The 14,030-nt window shown below is 48.3% G+C and carries 14 protein-coding genes; 5 read left to right on the forward strand and 9 right to left on the reverse strand.

What is annotated here, in order from left to right; genetic code table 11:
• Positions 1–7 precede the first annotated feature (7 nt).
• Positions 8–391, forward strand: coding sequence for a kinase-associated lipoprotein B (locus NSQ19_RS10775; protein ID WP_013860106.1), 384 nt, complete (start codon positions 8–10; stop codon positions 389–391).
• 617 nt (positions 392–1,008) lie between these two features.
• Positions 1,009–2,217 (forward strand): MFS transporter, encoded by a 1,209-nt coding sequence (locus tag NSQ19_RS10780; protein ID WP_013860108.1) that lies wholly within the window; start codon positions 1,009–1,011, stop codon positions 2,215–2,217.
• Between the two features lie 66 nt (positions 2,218–2,283).
• Here the strand turns inward: NSQ19_RS10780 and NSQ19_RS10785 are convergent, their stop codons facing one another.
• Entirely contained in the window at positions 2,284–2,670 is a 387-nt protein-coding gene (locus NSQ19_RS10785) for a PaaI family thioesterase (RefSeq protein WP_013860109.1), read from the reverse strand.
• A gap of 91 nt (positions 2,671–2,761) precedes the next feature.
• On the opposite strand from NSQ19_RS10785, the gene NSQ19_RS10790 reads away from it, so the two are divergent.
• Positions 2,762–3,133: a hypothetical protein gene (locus NSQ19_RS10790; RefSeq protein WP_235801112.1), complete on the forward strand. Its 372-nt coding sequence runs from the start codon at positions 2,762–2,764 to the stop codon at positions 3,131–3,133.
• Positions 3,134–3,208: 75 nt separating this feature from the next.
• Here the strand turns inward: NSQ19_RS10790 and NSQ19_RS10795 are convergent, their stop codons facing one another.
• The 4 genes from NSQ19_RS10795 to NSQ19_RS10810 are packed head-to-tail and all read right to left on the reverse strand — an operon-like array spanning position 3,209 to position 7,453.
• On the reverse strand, positions 3,209–3,388 hold the full coding sequence (locus NSQ19_RS10795; protein ID WP_133536789.1) for a hypothetical protein: 180 nt from the start codon (positions 3,386–3,388) through the stop codon (positions 3,209–3,211).
• A gap of 60 nt (positions 3,389–3,448) precedes the next feature.
• A complete protein-coding gene (locus tag NSQ19_RS10800) occupies positions 3,449–4,570 on the reverse strand; it encodes a GerAB/ArcD/ProY family transporter (protein ID WP_340702830.1) in 1,122 nt (373 codons plus the stop codon).
• 16 nt (positions 4,571–4,586) lie between these two features.
• A complete protein-coding gene (locus NSQ19_RS10805) occupies positions 4,587–5,798 on the reverse strand; it encodes a Ger(x)C family spore germination protein (protein WP_019721411.1) in 1,212 nt (403 codons plus the stop codon).
• Entirely contained in the window at positions 5,795–7,453 is a 1,659-nt protein-coding gene (locus NSQ19_RS10810) for a spore germination protein (RefSeq protein WP_340702831.1), read from the reverse strand. Before NSQ19_RS10810 ends, NSQ19_RS10805 begins: the two co-directional genes overlap by 4 nt.
• 117 nt (positions 7,454–7,570) lie before the next feature.
• Between NSQ19_RS10810 and NSQ19_RS10815 the strand changes: the two genes are divergently transcribed.
• A complete protein-coding gene (locus NSQ19_RS10815) occupies positions 7,571–7,798 on the forward strand; it encodes a hypothetical protein (RefSeq protein WP_017552793.1) in 228 nt (75 codons plus the stop codon).
• A gap of 226 nt (positions 7,799–8,024) precedes the next feature.
• Here the strand turns inward: NSQ19_RS10815 and NSQ19_RS10820 are convergent, their stop codons facing one another.
• The 4 genes from NSQ19_RS10820 to NSQ19_RS10835 form a co-directional block, all read right to left on the reverse strand.
• Complete coding sequence (locus tag NSQ19_RS10820) at positions 8,025–9,698, reverse strand: M17 family peptidase N-terminal domain-containing protein (protein ID WP_340702832.1); 1,674 nt, start codon at positions 9,696–9,698, stop codon at positions 8,025–8,027.
• A gap of 74 nt (positions 9,699–9,772) precedes the next feature.
• Positions 9,773–10,387 carry a 3D domain-containing protein gene (locus NSQ19_RS10825; RefSeq protein WP_017552791.1) on the reverse strand — a complete coding sequence of 205 codons (615 nt, stop codon included), beginning with the start codon at positions 10,385–10,387 and terminating at the stop codon, positions 9,773–9,775.
• A 231-nt stretch (positions 10,388–10,618) separates the two neighbouring features.
• Positions 10,619–10,936, reverse strand: coding sequence for a YuiB family protein (locus NSQ19_RS10830; RefSeq protein ID WP_340702833.1), 318 nt, complete (start codon positions 10,934–10,936; stop codon positions 10,619–10,621).
• A gap of 80 nt (positions 10,937–11,016) precedes the next feature.
• Positions 11,017–12,237 (reverse strand): NAD(P)/FAD-dependent oxidoreductase, encoded by a 1,221-nt coding sequence (locus NSQ19_RS10835; RefSeq protein ID WP_340702834.1) that lies wholly within the window; start codon positions 12,235–12,237, stop codon positions 11,017–11,019.
• Positions 12,238–12,590: 353 nt separating this feature from the next.
• Here NSQ19_RS10835 and NSQ19_RS10840 point away from each other — a divergent pair, with 353 nt between their 5' ends.
• On the forward strand, positions 12,591–13,586 hold the full coding sequence (locus NSQ19_RS10840) for an NAD(P)/FAD-dependent oxidoreductase (RefSeq protein WP_019721405.1): 996 nt from the start codon (positions 12,591–12,593) through the stop codon (positions 13,584–13,586).
• The last annotated feature ends 444 nt before the right edge of the window (positions 13,587–14,030 follow it).

Consider the following 14,030-nt stretch of genomic DNA (forward strand, 5'->3'; position numbering starts at 1 on the left):
AATCAGTTTGGAAATTGGCGATAAGATTGTGACAACGAAAAAAACCGGGAAATATATTGGCGAAATTACGCAAGTGTTTCCCGACCATTATGTATTTAAGGTGCTGGCCGTGTTAAAGCATCCCGCCCAAGGGGATTTGCACCACCCGAATGAAGGGGATGTGCCGTTTTTTCACGAGCGGAAAGCTTTGGCCTTCGGGGAACAGGCGAATATTCCGCGAAAAACGGCAAAACCGTACAACGGCGAGATTCCGGATTATGACGCGTCATTGAAAACCGCTGTCTGCGAACTGATGGAAAAGCTTGAAAAAGAGGACACACTTTACAGCCGGAAAAGCATCGCCGCGTTAAAAAGTTTGATGAAAGAATATGGCATATCACCCGTTGGATGATTTTCCCAGCGGGTTTTCTGATGGCAGGGGCAATGATACTGTTAGGGAAAACGTGATATCCCCTTTTTTCTGCAGCAAAAAGGGAATCGGGGAATGCTTCTTTTTACTTCCTTCCTGTAAGCCGCGTGTAAATATCCAGTGCCAAATGCCGATGCCCAAATCCGTGGATCCGGATTTTGCCTTCCATGTTCTGATATACCAGCCTTAAATCAGCCGGATGCCTTTGTATTCGTTTACTTTGAAAATGATAGGATATCCTCCTTCATCATTCCCTTTCAAACACGATCCAACATTTCTCTGCCGTTTTACTTGATAAATTGCGCGTACATGGACCGGCCGGAACTGTTTGTGGCAAAACGGTCGGGATCCAAACTTTTCCAAAATGGGGTTCGGATTTCAAACATATACTAGATGTGCGGGCCATCCTATACAAAAGTGCGTTTCAAGCATACGATGCAAGGGTAAAGTTCCTCCGTCAAAAAACGGACACCTTTTTTACAAGCCGGTTTTGTTGAAGTTTCGGTGATAAGTTTTATAATAATATTTAGGTCAACGAAATATTTACTCTATATACTTTTATCTTTTTTTATTGCGCAAGGAGGCGATTTTCTCATCTGATGAGCCAGGAAAAACGCAATTTGTATATTATGTTCGTCTGTAACTTTTTAGTAGGTGCCAGCTTAACGATGGTCGTTCCGTTTTTATCGTTATATATTCAAACATTCGGCCACTTCAGCGACAGCTATGTCCAGCGCTGGGCCGGATATATTTTTGGCGTGACCTTTCTGGTTGCTTTTTTTATGTCACCAATCTGGGGGCGCATCGGCGACAAATACGGCTTTAAACCGACGCTTATTATTACCGGGTTCGGCATTGCCGCGAGCCTGTTGTTTATGGGACTTGCGGACAATGTCGCCACTTTATTTTTGACCCGGATTTTCATGGGGATCGTGACCGGGTTTATCCCGACTTCCATGGCGCTCATTTCCAAGCAGACCTCGAAGGAGGAAGCCGGCAAGGTGCTCGGCACTTTGCAAATGGGCAATGTTTCCGGAAACTTATTCGGGCCGCTGATTGGCGGATCGATTGCGGACAATTTTGGTTTTAAATACACTTTTATGATTACAGCCGTTGCCATTTCGATTGCCGCGCTTGGCGTTGTTTTCGGCATTAAAGAAAAACGTGCCGATCCTGCCCGGCGAAAAGGGAAACCTGTTTCTCCCCTCGCTGTTGTGAAACAAATTGTCAGCCGCCGGATTTTGATTACTGTTATGGTGATTGCACTCTTGATCCAAATGGCGAACTTTTGTGTTCAGCCGCTTTTGGCACTGTATGTCAGCCATTTGACAAGTTCAGGCAATATTGCATTTTTATCTGGGCTTGCTTTTTCCGCCACCGGCTTCGGCAACCTGCTTTTGGCAAGGCAGTGGGGCATGCTTGGCGATAAATACGGGCATGCAAGGATTCTTTTGATTTTGCTTGTGCTTGCCTGTGCCTTCATGGTGCCGCAAGCTCTCGTAAGCCATTTATGGCAACTGATTATTTTGCGGTTTTTGTTCGGCATGGTGATCGGCGGGATGAACCCGAGCATTGTGGCGTTTATCCGCCTCGAAGCGCCGCTCAGCATGCAAGGCGAAGTGCTCGGTTATAACCAAAGTTTCCGGTTTCTCGGGAATGTAACAGGGCCGCTGATTGGCGGTTACGTATCCGTCATCTCCGGCATTTCATCTGTGTTTTATGTAACCGGAGTTTTGTTCCTGTTCGCATTTGCGCTCCTTCTTTACAGTGTAAAATCAGAACAGCGACGCACCGTCCGGGAAAGCTAAAACGGCAAGATACCAGTTTGGTGGTATCTTGCTGTTTTTACTTTTTCTTGCCGGGCCGTGAAACTTTTAGCTTTTTTTCGGTACGACCGCAATCGTACAGCGCGACAGGCAAATTAAGTTTTCGTCTTCGTCTTTGATTTTGATCTCCCAAACCTGGGTACTTTTGCCCCGGTGCACGGCTTCGGCAACTGCGGTTACGGTGCCGTTCCGTTTTGAACGGATATGGTTGGCATTGATTTCAAGCCCGAAGCAGACTTCTTTTTCTAAATCGATCAGCATCGCAGCCCCTAGGCTTGCAGCGGTTTCCGCGAGTGCGACGGATGCGCCGCCGTGCAGGTATCCGAGCGGCTGTATCGTTTTTTCATTCACCGGCATGGTCGCCACCACTTTCCCGGGCTCCATTTGGACAAGTTTTATGCCAAGCGCGCCGATCATTGTATGTTCCAGTTCCATCTCTTTCCCCCCCGGTCCGGATTGCCCATACATCTTTCAAGCCTTTCTTTCATACTATGTAAAAAATGATGTTTCCCACCTGAGAAAGAAGGTGAGAATATTGTACTACAATCCGTATTATGTTGTTCCTTCCTTTCCATACTATTCCATGCCTTACCGCCAATATCCTGCCGTCCACCCGAAAAAATTTATGGATTCGGCCATACACACGCACGAACTCTTGGCAGATGCACAGCTTTTGCTTAACCGGATTTCCCGCTCTGCGGCTTTTGCCGGACAACTCATGTCTGCCGCACAAAAATCAGATTCAGCTGGTGTCGGCCGCATGCTGGCGGGAACCGGTATCCAGCATATTCCGCGTGTTTTTTATACACCGGACGGCCTTGTATTGCAGTTTGTCTGCCAGGCCGCGGGCAACCAGGCACCTTGCTGCGAGCTCCGGTTGAAAATGTGCTGGTCATAACTTGCGGCTTGTCCATTGCCCCGGGATCCTGCCGCCCGAAAAAATAACCCCCGCTTAAAAGCGGGGGGTTATTTTTTAATAATACGGGAATGGCGGATATCCTCCGTACGGAACCGGCGGGTATGGCACCGGAGGATATGGGAAATACGGGCGCGGCCTTACCAGTGCGCCGCCAAGCAAGCCGCCGAGAAAACCGCCCAAAAGCGGTCCGACAAAAAATGGTGAACGTGCCGGGTAATGTGCATGCGGATACATCAAATAACCTCCTCTCCTTCTATTTTTAGTGTATACATCCCGCCCGTACCGGACTGGGCGTTACGCAGACGCTGGCTTTTTCCTGTTCTTTTTTTTGCGCCGCTCTTTCCATAAAATCATTAGGAGCGTTACAACCGGAAAAACCACTTGTATAGGGGAGTGAAGCAGAACAGGCACCACTTTGATGCCCTCATCGATATGTTCCGCATATGTTGAGGCAATCATTGCCGATGCGCACAACATAATCAGGCCGAGCGGATAGACCGTTTTCCTATAGCTGCTTACATGGAACAGCTCCGTAAACGTAATACAAGCCGCATATAAGAAAATCCCCACTTTAAAAAACCCGCCAACGATTAAAGCCACCATAAAAAACACATCCAGCCGCTCCAGAAAATGGGCAATTTGAATTTCCTGGATGGTCGCAAGCAGCGGAAACGGGGATCGCATCATCGCATCCACGCCAAGCACACAAATATTGATCAGCATCGAAATCGCCAAATTTGTGCCGCTTAGCCACATAGCTGACAGCCCGGCTACTTTTACACTTTTTATCTTATCTACAAGCGGAAAAATGGACAAAAACGCAATCGTTTCGCCAAAAGGAATATAAATCGTCTCCTTCCCCATTGTTTTTAGGACAGGCATGGGCCCGTTTTCCAGTACTGGTTTCAAATAATTGAGCTTGACGAGCCCTGATGAAGTAATCAATACGAAACTCGCAATCGCCAGAAAATAAAAGAAGATAATAAAGATCTCCCCGGTTCTGGCCATCACTTCCATTCCTTTTTTTACTGCATACATGACGCACAAAGCCATAATCACCGTGATAATAAACAGCGGTGTTTCCGGATAAGCCGATATGATCAGCATTTCTCCAAAGTCGCGCAGCACCCTGGCAGAAAGGTACAGGAAGTAAATGCCCATCGCAAAGCCGAAAAACCAGCCAATACCTTTTCCGTAAATCGCCCGCAACCATTCGACCGGCGAAATGCCAGGATAAAAGGAAAATATTTTGTAATAAACGTAAAACAGGAAAAACCCGACGCTCAGACCGCTTAAAATTGCAAGCCATGCATCCTGTTTTGCGCCGCTTCCGATTCCCAGCAAAAGGGCACTGCCAAGTTCAAACATAAAGATTAACACAAATAATTGGTACGAGGAAATTTTTGCCTTTTCCATATATCACCAGGCCCTGTTATTTTAAATTTGAATGGAATGGATTTGTCCGTATTCCAGAATTGGCGATGACGACGTTTGCATGCACCTTCACATTTAAATGGGCAAAGCCCTTTTCATTCCAATGGTGCCTTAAACTGTGCCACTCTTTCGGGTACTGGCGGTAAATCATTTCCCCGAAGCCGAACACATCACATTGGTCGTGCTGCATATGGCGAATGCCATGGTTAATTTGCTGCTCCACATTTTTTTCGTATGCTTTTTCAATCCGGGCCATTTCCTTTGAATCCATTACATCAAGCGGTACATTGATTTCTTGCAGCTGGCCCACAAGGCTGATGTGGATATGCATTTCCGGCTTTCCGTTTTTCATGGCCGGTTTCATACCGATAATCGTTTTTCTTACCTGCAGCCCGAGCGCATTTGGATGATGCGCCCAGTCTAAATCAAGATAAGTCATTTTTGTTTTTTTCAATAGCCATGTAATCGTAAGCGCATCCTGTCCGCCTACCCAGTCAATCAGTTTTCCATGCTTTAGGATCCCGATCCCCCCGCTCGTTAAGTATGCGTCCAGTTCTGTCTGATTCTGGCTTTCCTGCATCTCTCCTTTTTTCTTATCCCCTATCAGCTTGAAGCTTCCTACTACTGCTTCTTTTCCTTCCGTTGTAAGATCATATAGGAGATCTGAAAGATCTGTTTTTACCCGCCCGCCGACATCTTCTTGTGCATATTCCAATGTTTTATTGATTTTATTGGTAGGAATACGGTCAATCGGAGTCAGCACTTTAAGGACATCCTCTGCCTTGCCGTTGCGGGCAATCAGAACGGAAGCAGTGTTGCGGAATTCTTTATTTCTGTCAAAAATATCAATAATCGGATAAATCCCATTTTCCGCCGTGCTTTTGCCAATCAGGAGAACGCTTGTATGGGAAAAATATAACCTCCTCGAAAATCCCCGGCCTGCAGCGAGAAATGCGTCCTCAACCGTTTTGCCTTCCGTTTGGAAGATGGTGACAGTGGTGCCCTGCCCGCCGCTTGTTTGCATGCCGCTTGGAATATTTAAGGAATTGACAATTTGATAGGTCAGCAAATAATTCCCGTTTTCAAGCCGGTCAATGCCGATGGCGCTTACCAAAGCAATATCCGTTAATTCTTTATGGCTCCAGCAGCCTGCCAGCAAAAAAGATACCGTAAAAAGGGCAACGGCCGTTTTCCATCGTCTTCTTCTCATGGTTGCTCCCCATTTTTCACACTTTTTTGTTTCGGCGGCATCGGCTTTTGGTTTTCGGCCTGGCGGATGATATTTTTCTGGCTGAAGAGCCGCGGCCTGGCGCTCATCGACCAAATCGGCACCCGGATCACTGTATCACCGGAGTTAGAACGGATGAAAGGGGCAATCGGCGCCGTGTATGGCACGCCGAACGACCGCAAGCTGGTCAAATGGACAGCAAGCGTAATCATTCCGATAATGATGCCAAAAAAACCGAAAGTGGCCGCCAGAAACATAAAAACAAAACGGTATAATCTGGCTGAAATGGCAATGAAAAAAGACGGGGTGGCAAAACTGGCAATAGCCGTAATCGAGACGACAATGACCATTGCGGGCGAAATAATCCCGGCCTGCACTGCCGCCTGACCGATGACAAGCGCCCCGACAATCGACACCGTCTGGCCGATCGGGCGCGGCAGACGGAGTCCGGCTTCCCGCAGAATTTCAAATGCAATCTCCATCGCAATTGCCTCGACAACAGCCGGAAAAGGAATCGTCTCCCGCTGCGCCGCAAGTGCAAAAACAAACTGTGTCGGGATGAGTTCCTGATGAAAAGTGGTCACGGCGACATATACAGCAGGCCCAACAAGCGAGATTAAGTAGCTGAGCACCCGCAAAAGGCGGAGCGCTGTCGCAATATCAAACCGTGTATAATAGTCATCCGCCGACTGGAAAAATTGGATAAAAACAGCAGGTGCGAGCAAAACGAACGGCGAACCGTCCACAATAATGGCGAAACGGCCTTCCAATAAATTGCCCGCCACCACATCCGGCCTTTCCGAATGGTATATCGTCGGGAAAATGGTATACGTTTTATCTTCAATAAGCTGTTCAATATGGCCCGAGTCCAGAATGGCATCGATTTTAATCATGTTTAACCGTTTACGGGCTTCCTCAAGGACTTTATCGTTTGCGATTCCTTTTATGTACATGAGCGCAACATCGGTCCGGGTCACTTCCCCGATTTTAAAGTTCTCCATCCACAGATTCGGATCTTTAATCCGTTTGCGGATCAATGAGGTGTTGACGCGCAATGATTCAGTAAAACCATCACGCGGCCCGCGTATAGTCACTTCGGTTGCAGGCTCTTCAATCGCCCGCTGTTGCCCGCCCCTTGTGCTGATGCTTAATCCGCCGTATACCCCGTCAATCAGTAAAATGGACTGGCCACTCAACAGCTCCGAAAACAAGTCATTCCAATTCATGACCTTTTTTACACCGTCAATTTTAATGACGTGCTTCATGATGCTGTCGAGTATATTTTCACTTCCCAAATACCCGTCGATTTCCGGATTGCCCATCAAGACTTCAAGCAGGTTTTCATTGATCATTTTCGGATCATCCAGGCCATCGACGGAAATAACGGCAGCCGGAAAATCATTGCCGCTTCCAAGCATGATTTGATGGATGACAATGTCGGAACTGTTCCCGGTTGTTTTTTTCAACTGCCCGAGGCGCGTTTTTAAATCGGTGCCCATGGTCAAAAACGGGATATCCGTTACAGTCCCGCTCGTATCGTCTCCGCGCACAGGTGTTTTCTGCACGCCCCCGCTTTTCTTTTCATTTTTGTTATCAGTTTTTGCAGCGTTTCTCTGCTTTTTCCACCAATATGGCATACCGATCCTCCTTTTCGCCCGTGCATGGCTGTTTGTAACGGAGCGCAAACTACTGATGAAGATATCTTGTTGTTAGTATGTTTCGATTCGAAAAAAATATGAAAGGAATTGGCACGCATGAAAATCGCTTTTTTAACCGGCATTGCCGCACTGGTCCTCTATGCCTTCATTGCCGGAATCGATTTTTATATGACAAGGGACTTTATGGGATCTGTCCATCATCCGATCGGCATCCTCGATACCTTTTATGGTGTCGAAAAAGGCGTACTCCTGATATGCATCATGGTGCTTATTTTTAAAATAGCAATCGAGGTGTTGAAACAGAAAGGACGGACACAAAAATAAGGCAAAGAAGAGCGTAGTGCTCTTTTTTGCCTTATTTTTAATTTCAGCTTTTTAGCGGAAGGCCGGGCAAGATCCGGCCTGCACCATTTGCCGTTTCGTCTTCATTCGCGTGTATCTGCAGGCAGCCGGAGGGCGCTCCTTCGTTACAGCGCTTCATTAAAACTGCGGTCGTGGGGGCGGCACGCCTTTCAGCACATTCATTTCGCTTGGAGTAGCGCGCCCCCCTTTAATCCTGTTCTGCCATCTTCTCAGCCAGCAAGGCCAGTGTCCGTACCATTACGCCGGTTGCACCGGCCGGGCCAAGATCGGTTTCTTTCCCTGTTATGGCTGTTCCTGTAATCTCCAGATGGGCCCACGAGGTGTCTTCCACAAATTCCCCGATAAAAGCCCCGTTCACCATCACGCCGCCCTCTCTGCCTGGTGAACCGTTCAAGTCGGCGATCTTGCTGCTTCGTGCGTTTTCTTTGTCCGCTTCCGTTACCGGGAGGCGCCAGATGAATTCTCCTGCTTCTTTTGCGGATTCCAGCACCCGTTCAAAAAAAACATCGCAATTGGCGACAGCGCCCGTTTTATCGCGGCCGAGCGCCGGGATCACGTCCGCAGTCAAGGTTGCAACATCTACAATTTGACTTGCACCATATTGCTTCGCATACGTTACGGCATCCGCGAGCATCAGCAAACCGGCAGCACCGGTATCCCGCATTTCAATCGTTTTACCGTTCATGCTTGTGATCACAGCCGTTTCAGTGCGCATGTTGTCCTGCCCATTGGTTGCAGTGCCGGTGATGCGATTGCCGGCCACAGGAATCACCGCCACGACGTTTCGGGCCGGCTTTTGTTCCCCGATCACTTCCATGGCGCCCAGAACAGCTGCCGCCCCTGCCATGCCGGTGTTCTCACCTGGTGTGCAACAATCGGCTGCGGCACCGGGTCCGACAAGTGCGAGCACATTGCCCCATTCCCGTTTGCCCGCGTATTTCAGGATGACCAGGATCGGCGGCTCTTTGGATTCCCCCGCCGCAGCCAAAACCGCACCCATTCCAAGCTTCTCCATCTCCATTTTTTCAAGGATTTCCACTTCAAAAGGGTATTTTTTTTCAAGTGATGCGGCATATTCCGCGAGACGGGCCGGCGTCCATATATTCACCGGCATATTGGCAAACGTCCGTGCCGTATTCACGGCTTTGCCATACACGTACCCGCGGTGCAGGGCAGCGCCTGTTGTTTCTTCGGGGGAACCGTTATTTTTACGGTATGTACCCGTTTGAAGATTGGCGTTTTTAACCGGTTGGCCCTCTGTTTTCCCGGCGGCATTAACATGCTCGGCATTCCCCGGCCGGATCTCTGCTTCCTCGGCGACACTGGAATGGACCGGCGTGGCGTGTTCCGCCGGTTCCGGTTTTTTCCCGGCAGCCTGGATGTAAACCGCTACTTTTTCGAGCTGCACTTCCGGAATATTTGGTTGCCCTTTGTAACCGGCAAACCGGTATGTGGCCATCGGAACGGCTTCGCCAAGCATTTGCGCGGCTTCCTTCACGCTGACTGTGCCGGCGCAAAACGTATCGAGGAAAACTGCTGCCGTAGGCCATCTCATTTTCCGGATGTGTTTCACTGCTTTTCCAAACATCTTTTTCAAATGTTCTTTTCTAAGTTCTTTCGGGTTGCCAAGCCCGATAAACAAAAGCCGTTTTACTGGCAGTTTCCCGAGGGTGTGAATGACAGAAAGGCTGCCGGCGCGTGCGGACAGGTCGCCGGATTTTACCAGTTCCGTCAATGCCCCGCCGAAACGGTTGTCCAGGCCGCCAAGCAGGCCGCCAAACTTTTTAGGAACTTGCTGCAAGCCAATCACAAGGCAGTCTTCAAGGCATTCAAGCGGATCTCCTTTCCCCAGTTCAAACATACAACCACCTCTGTTCCATTATAGCCGCCAGCTTGAAAAAAACGCACAAAAAAAGCGCAACCGGCGATTTTGCGCTATTCTTTCGTTTCCGGCTTGATATATTGCTGCCGGAACACTTGCATCGTTTTGTTTTCGTTCAGTTCAGCCAGTTCTTTTTCCGTCAGGGACCCGTCCCCCATTTTAATAATATACACATCAAGCGTCTGTTTTCCCCATTTCTTGTAAACATCCGAAACCGTTTCAAAATACAGATCGAGCCGGTTCCCTTTTATGGCAGATCCTGTATCGGCAACAACACCGAAATCATAGCCCGGGATATAAAGGACCGTCCCGATTGGAAAAATGGATGTATCAGCGGCAATCGTTGAATATAAATCCCGTTTCACTTTCACCCCGGAATAGGTGATGCCGTAGCCGGGATGGTCTGGACTTTTCCCGGTCGATTCGGCCCCTGCCGTATACCCCGTTGCTGTCACTTTCTTTTTCGGGTAATTGCTCCAGTCATAGGCATCAAGGGATGGCTGCGGCTGGCTCGCGGCAATGGCGGCCAATCCTTTTTCCAATGCCCGGGCAGGTGCCGCTTTTGCAGCTGCTGCTTTTATCCCCGAAATGGCCTGGAAAGTGGAAATCATTGCCCATATGAACAAAATGGCCATCAATAAGCGGATCATCCATTTTTTCATGTTCAATTGGTCTCACTCCTCTTAGGGCTATTGTCTCCCACGCCGTTCCAAAATATGCGGGCATATTGGCAAAAAAACAGCTGATCCGTCTGCCCTTTTTCGCGCCGCCCATTCTCCTGTTCTGCAAATGGCGCTTCCAAAAAGCACTGGTTGTTTTATCCGGAAAATTTGCGCCGGCTTTTGCCGGCCGGCCCGCCTCCGATTTAAAGGCAAAAAAAAGCTGCCCTCAAGGCAGTTTTAAAACATCCGGTATCCGTTTTTCCGGAGCGCTTTTATCGCAACACCAGCCAAAAGTGCCCCCGCAAGGCCGCTCGATAACACGAGGGCATCAGATAAATGGATGGAGCTAAGATGCTCCCCAAGTTTCCGGAAAGCCGTCCCAGGATCGGTAAAATACCGGGAAAAAGCGATCCGGTCAATCATCGAAAGCGCAATGACCGGGTAAATAAAACAGAGAATCCAGGTCATCCGCAAAAGCATATTGGCAATAAAACCGATACCGAAAAACAAAACAAGAAAAAGGACCATCGAAATAATCAATACCGGTATACTCATGAGCCCCTCCGCATCCCCGTTGTACATCCAGTTTACTGAAAAAACTGAATTTCGTCAAAAGTAACGCGATCATATTTTTGCTATATAAAATTAAATTTTCCTTTCTTTAAAACAAGCCTCGTGCCGCCGATCATAAACAGGGCACGGTCATCCACGACTTTTTTCATAACAGAAGCAGAAGTGCCTTTCAGCTTTTTGCCAAACACAATGCCGATCGCATTGTCTTCCCCGAGGGAGCAGACGGTGCCTTTGTCATTAAAAGTGAAAGCTTCCAGGCTTTCTTCACCGTGGATCTTTTTCAGGAGGTTCCGTGCGCATACTTCCCCATGCTGCATCGCCATCTGCGCTGTCGGCGGGTACGGGCGGTTTGTGTCCTTATTGATGATCAGCGCACAGTCCCCAATTACAAAAACATTTTCATGCCCCGGAACGGTCAAATCCGGTTTGACTTTCACCCGGCCGCGCACCGTTTCAAACCCGGACGCATCAATCACGCTATTCCCGCGCACACCCGCGGACCAGATGACGGTGCCAGACTTGATTTCGTACGGCTCTCCGCCTTTTTTGCAGGCCCATACCCCGTCTTTTGTCGCTTTTTTGACCGCCGTGCCAATATGGAACTCGACGCCTTTGCTTTCCAAATACGAAAGGGCGTAATCGACAAGTTCACGGTCAAATTGCGGGAGAACGATAGGATTGGATTCAATCGAAACGATCCGCACTTTATCGCGTGGAATCCCGTATTCCTTGCAAAGCGCCGGAATCCGGTTCACCAGCTCGCCAAGAAACTCGATGCCGGTAAAACCCGCACCGACGACCACAATGGTGAGCCGGTTGTCATCTTTATCGTTTTCCCTCCGGTAGGCATCGAACTGGCGCTCAATATGTTCCCGGATTTTTTGGGCAGCGCTTACATCTGTAATCGAAAAAGTATGCTCTTTCAAACCTTCGATTCCGAATGTTTCCACGTTGGAACCGAGCGCAATGACGAGATAGTCATATGGCAATTCTTCCCCGTCTTTTAAAACTACTATGTTCGCGTCTTTGTTTATCCGCTTGACTTCCGCCTGTTTAAATTGCACTTTATTCTTATTTAAGACGTTTTGAATCGGGTAGCGGACCCGGTCATGGTGCAATGTGCCGGCGGAAGCTTCATGAAGCCATGTTGTTTCGTAATGGTAATCATTTTTGTTCACGAGTGTGATGTCCGCTTCCCCTTTTGCAAGCTGTTTTTGCAGACGCGTCACGGTCATGAGCCCGCCGTAACCGGCACCCAGTATAACCACTTTCGGTTTCTCCATTTTTCTCACTTCCATCTCTTTATTTTGGACAGGCCGGCGCCTGTATGGCAACATCATCCATTATTTGTGATTTTATTCACGACAATTGGCACGCCAAATTTGTCACATGATCTCCATCAAATTGTCACAAAAAATACATATCTCCACTTCAATCATATGCTTTTTACCCGCTATTTTCAATTGAAAACTGTACTAAAATAATAATAAAAATATTCTAATATATAACATGGTGCCTAAAATTTTTTCCGGACGCAGGAACACCTGCCTGCCTTGCCCGCAGAGGTTTTTAGCCTGTGCGCTTGTGTCAAAATGTGCTATGATGAAGGAGAATGAAGCGTATTGGAGGGGTTTCGTTGAAGGAAGATCAAACCATTTATGATATAACTGTTATCGGGGGCGGGCCGACCGGCTTGTTTACAGCTTTTTACGCCGGATTGCGGAAAATGTCTGTAAAAATCATTGAAAGCCTGCCACAGCTTGGCGGGCAGCTGGCTGCGCTTTACCCTGAAAAGTATATATACGATGTCGCCGGTTTTCCAAAAGTGAAGGCAGCTGATCTCGTGCATCAATTAGAAGCGCAGGCCTCCATGTTCCAGCCGGTGATCTGCACGGGCCAGTCCGCAGAAAAGCTTGAAAAGAGTGAAGACGGCATTTTTACGCTGACAACTGATAAAGAAATCCACCATTCCAGAGCAGTCATCATCACTGCCGGTGTCGGCGCATTCCAGCCGCGCCGCCTTGAAGTGGAAAATGCTGCACAATACGAAGGAAACAATCTGTTTTATTTTGTAAATGATATGGACCAGTTTGCCGGCAAAAGCGTTGCCATCCTTGGCGGCGGCGATTCCGCGGTCGACTGGGCACTTATGCTGGAACCGGTCGCCGAAAAAGTGACGCTCATCCACCGCCGTGACAAATTCCGTGCCCATGAACGCACGGTGGAACAGTTGAAGCAATCGCGCGTGGAGATTAAAACACCGTTTGTCGCGAGCGAAGTGATTGGCGACGGGGAAAACATTTCCCGGCTTGTGATTGAAGAAGTAAAAGGCGAGGCGAAAGAAACGCTTGATATTGATGCCCTTATTTGCAATTACGGCTTTATTTCGTCACTTGGCCCGATTAAAAACTGGGGCCTAGAGATTCAAAAAAATTCCATTGTCGTCAACTCCAAAATGGAAACAAACATCCCAGGCGTTTATGCGGCCGGCGATGTTTGCACGTTTGAAGGCAAAGTGAAGTTAATTGTAACGGGGTTCGGGGAAGCCACCACCGCGGTCAGCAACGCGAAAACATATCTTGACCCGAAAGCCCGCGTCCAGCCGATGCACAGCACTTCGCTGTTTGAATAAGGAAAAATCAAAATCCCGGATGGCTGCCCAACCGGGATTTTTGATTAAATATCGCTCTTAATGTGCAAACAGCAAAGGAAATTGGCGTGCCCGGACAGGAAGAAAACCGGAAGACAGGCGCTGGCTGGATTTTTTGAAAAGATTTTTGTGGGGTTTGCCACGCACGTCTCTAGCTCAGTCCGATTTACCGTTGGCACTTCCCCATAATTTGCTTTCTCCCGGCAAAAAAAATCGAGTAGGAGGAGGTGGACTAACCCCCAACCTCTCACACCACTTATCCCTACTTCTTAATTATCCCGACTTTTATTAGGTAGCCTTCAAAAAAACACAGGATTTCTGTATGTTTTTGATGACTCGTAGGTTAAAAAAACAGAATAACTTTTGGTTTCTTCGAGATTTCAGCAGTTACTGCAGGGCAAATTCCGGAAGAGGACATCCGGAAGG

It is taken from the genome of Weizmannia sp. FSL W8-1119 (genome assembly GCF_038008605.1).
Classification (GTDB): domain Bacteria; phylum Bacillota; class Bacilli; order Bacillales; family Bacillaceae_C; genus Weizmannia; species Weizmannia coagulans.

What these genes read in the sequence shown, in the direction of transcription:
- NSQ19_RS10820 (WP_340702832.1), bottom strand. Translation starts at nt 9,698, where the DNA reads ATGTTTGAACTGGGGAAAGGAGATCCGCTTGAATGCCTTGAAGACTGC.
- NSQ19_RS10785 (WP_013860109.1), bottom strand. Translation starts at nt 2,670, where the DNA reads ATGGAACTGGAACATACAATGATCGGCGCGCTTGGCATAAAACTTGTC.
- NSQ19_RS10800 (WP_340702830.1), bottom strand. Translation starts at nt 4,570, where the DNA reads ATGGAAAAGGCAAAAATTTCCTCGTACCAATTATTTGTGTTAATCTTT.
- NSQ19_RS10835 (WP_340702834.1), bottom strand. Translation starts at nt 12,237, where the DNA reads ATGGAGAAACCGAAAGTGGTTATACTGGGTGCCGGTTACGGCGGGCTC.
- NSQ19_RS10830 (WP_340702833.1), bottom strand. Translation starts at nt 10,936, where the DNA reads ATGAGTATACCGGTATTGATTATTTCGATGGTCCTTTTTCTTGTTTTG.
- NSQ19_RS10810 (WP_340702831.1), bottom strand. Translation starts at nt 7,453, where the DNA reads ATGCCATATTGGTGGAAAAAGCAGAGAAACGCTGCAAAAACTGATAAC.
- NSQ19_RS10780 (WP_013860108.1), top strand. Translation starts at nt 1,009, where the DNA reads ATGAGCCAGGAAAAACGCAATTTGTATATTATGTTCGTCTGTAACTTT.
- NSQ19_RS10815 (WP_017552793.1), top strand. Translation starts at nt 7,571, where the DNA reads ATGAAAATCGCTTTTTTAACCGGCATTGCCGCACTGGTCCTCTATGCC.
- NSQ19_RS10795 (WP_133536789.1), bottom strand. Translation starts at nt 3,388, where the DNA reads ATGTATCCGCATGCACATTACCCGGCACGTTCACCATTTTTTGTCGGA.
- NSQ19_RS10805 (WP_019721411.1), bottom strand. Translation starts at nt 5,798, where the DNA reads ATGAGAAGAAGACGATGGAAAACGGCCGTTGCCCTTTTTACGGTATCT.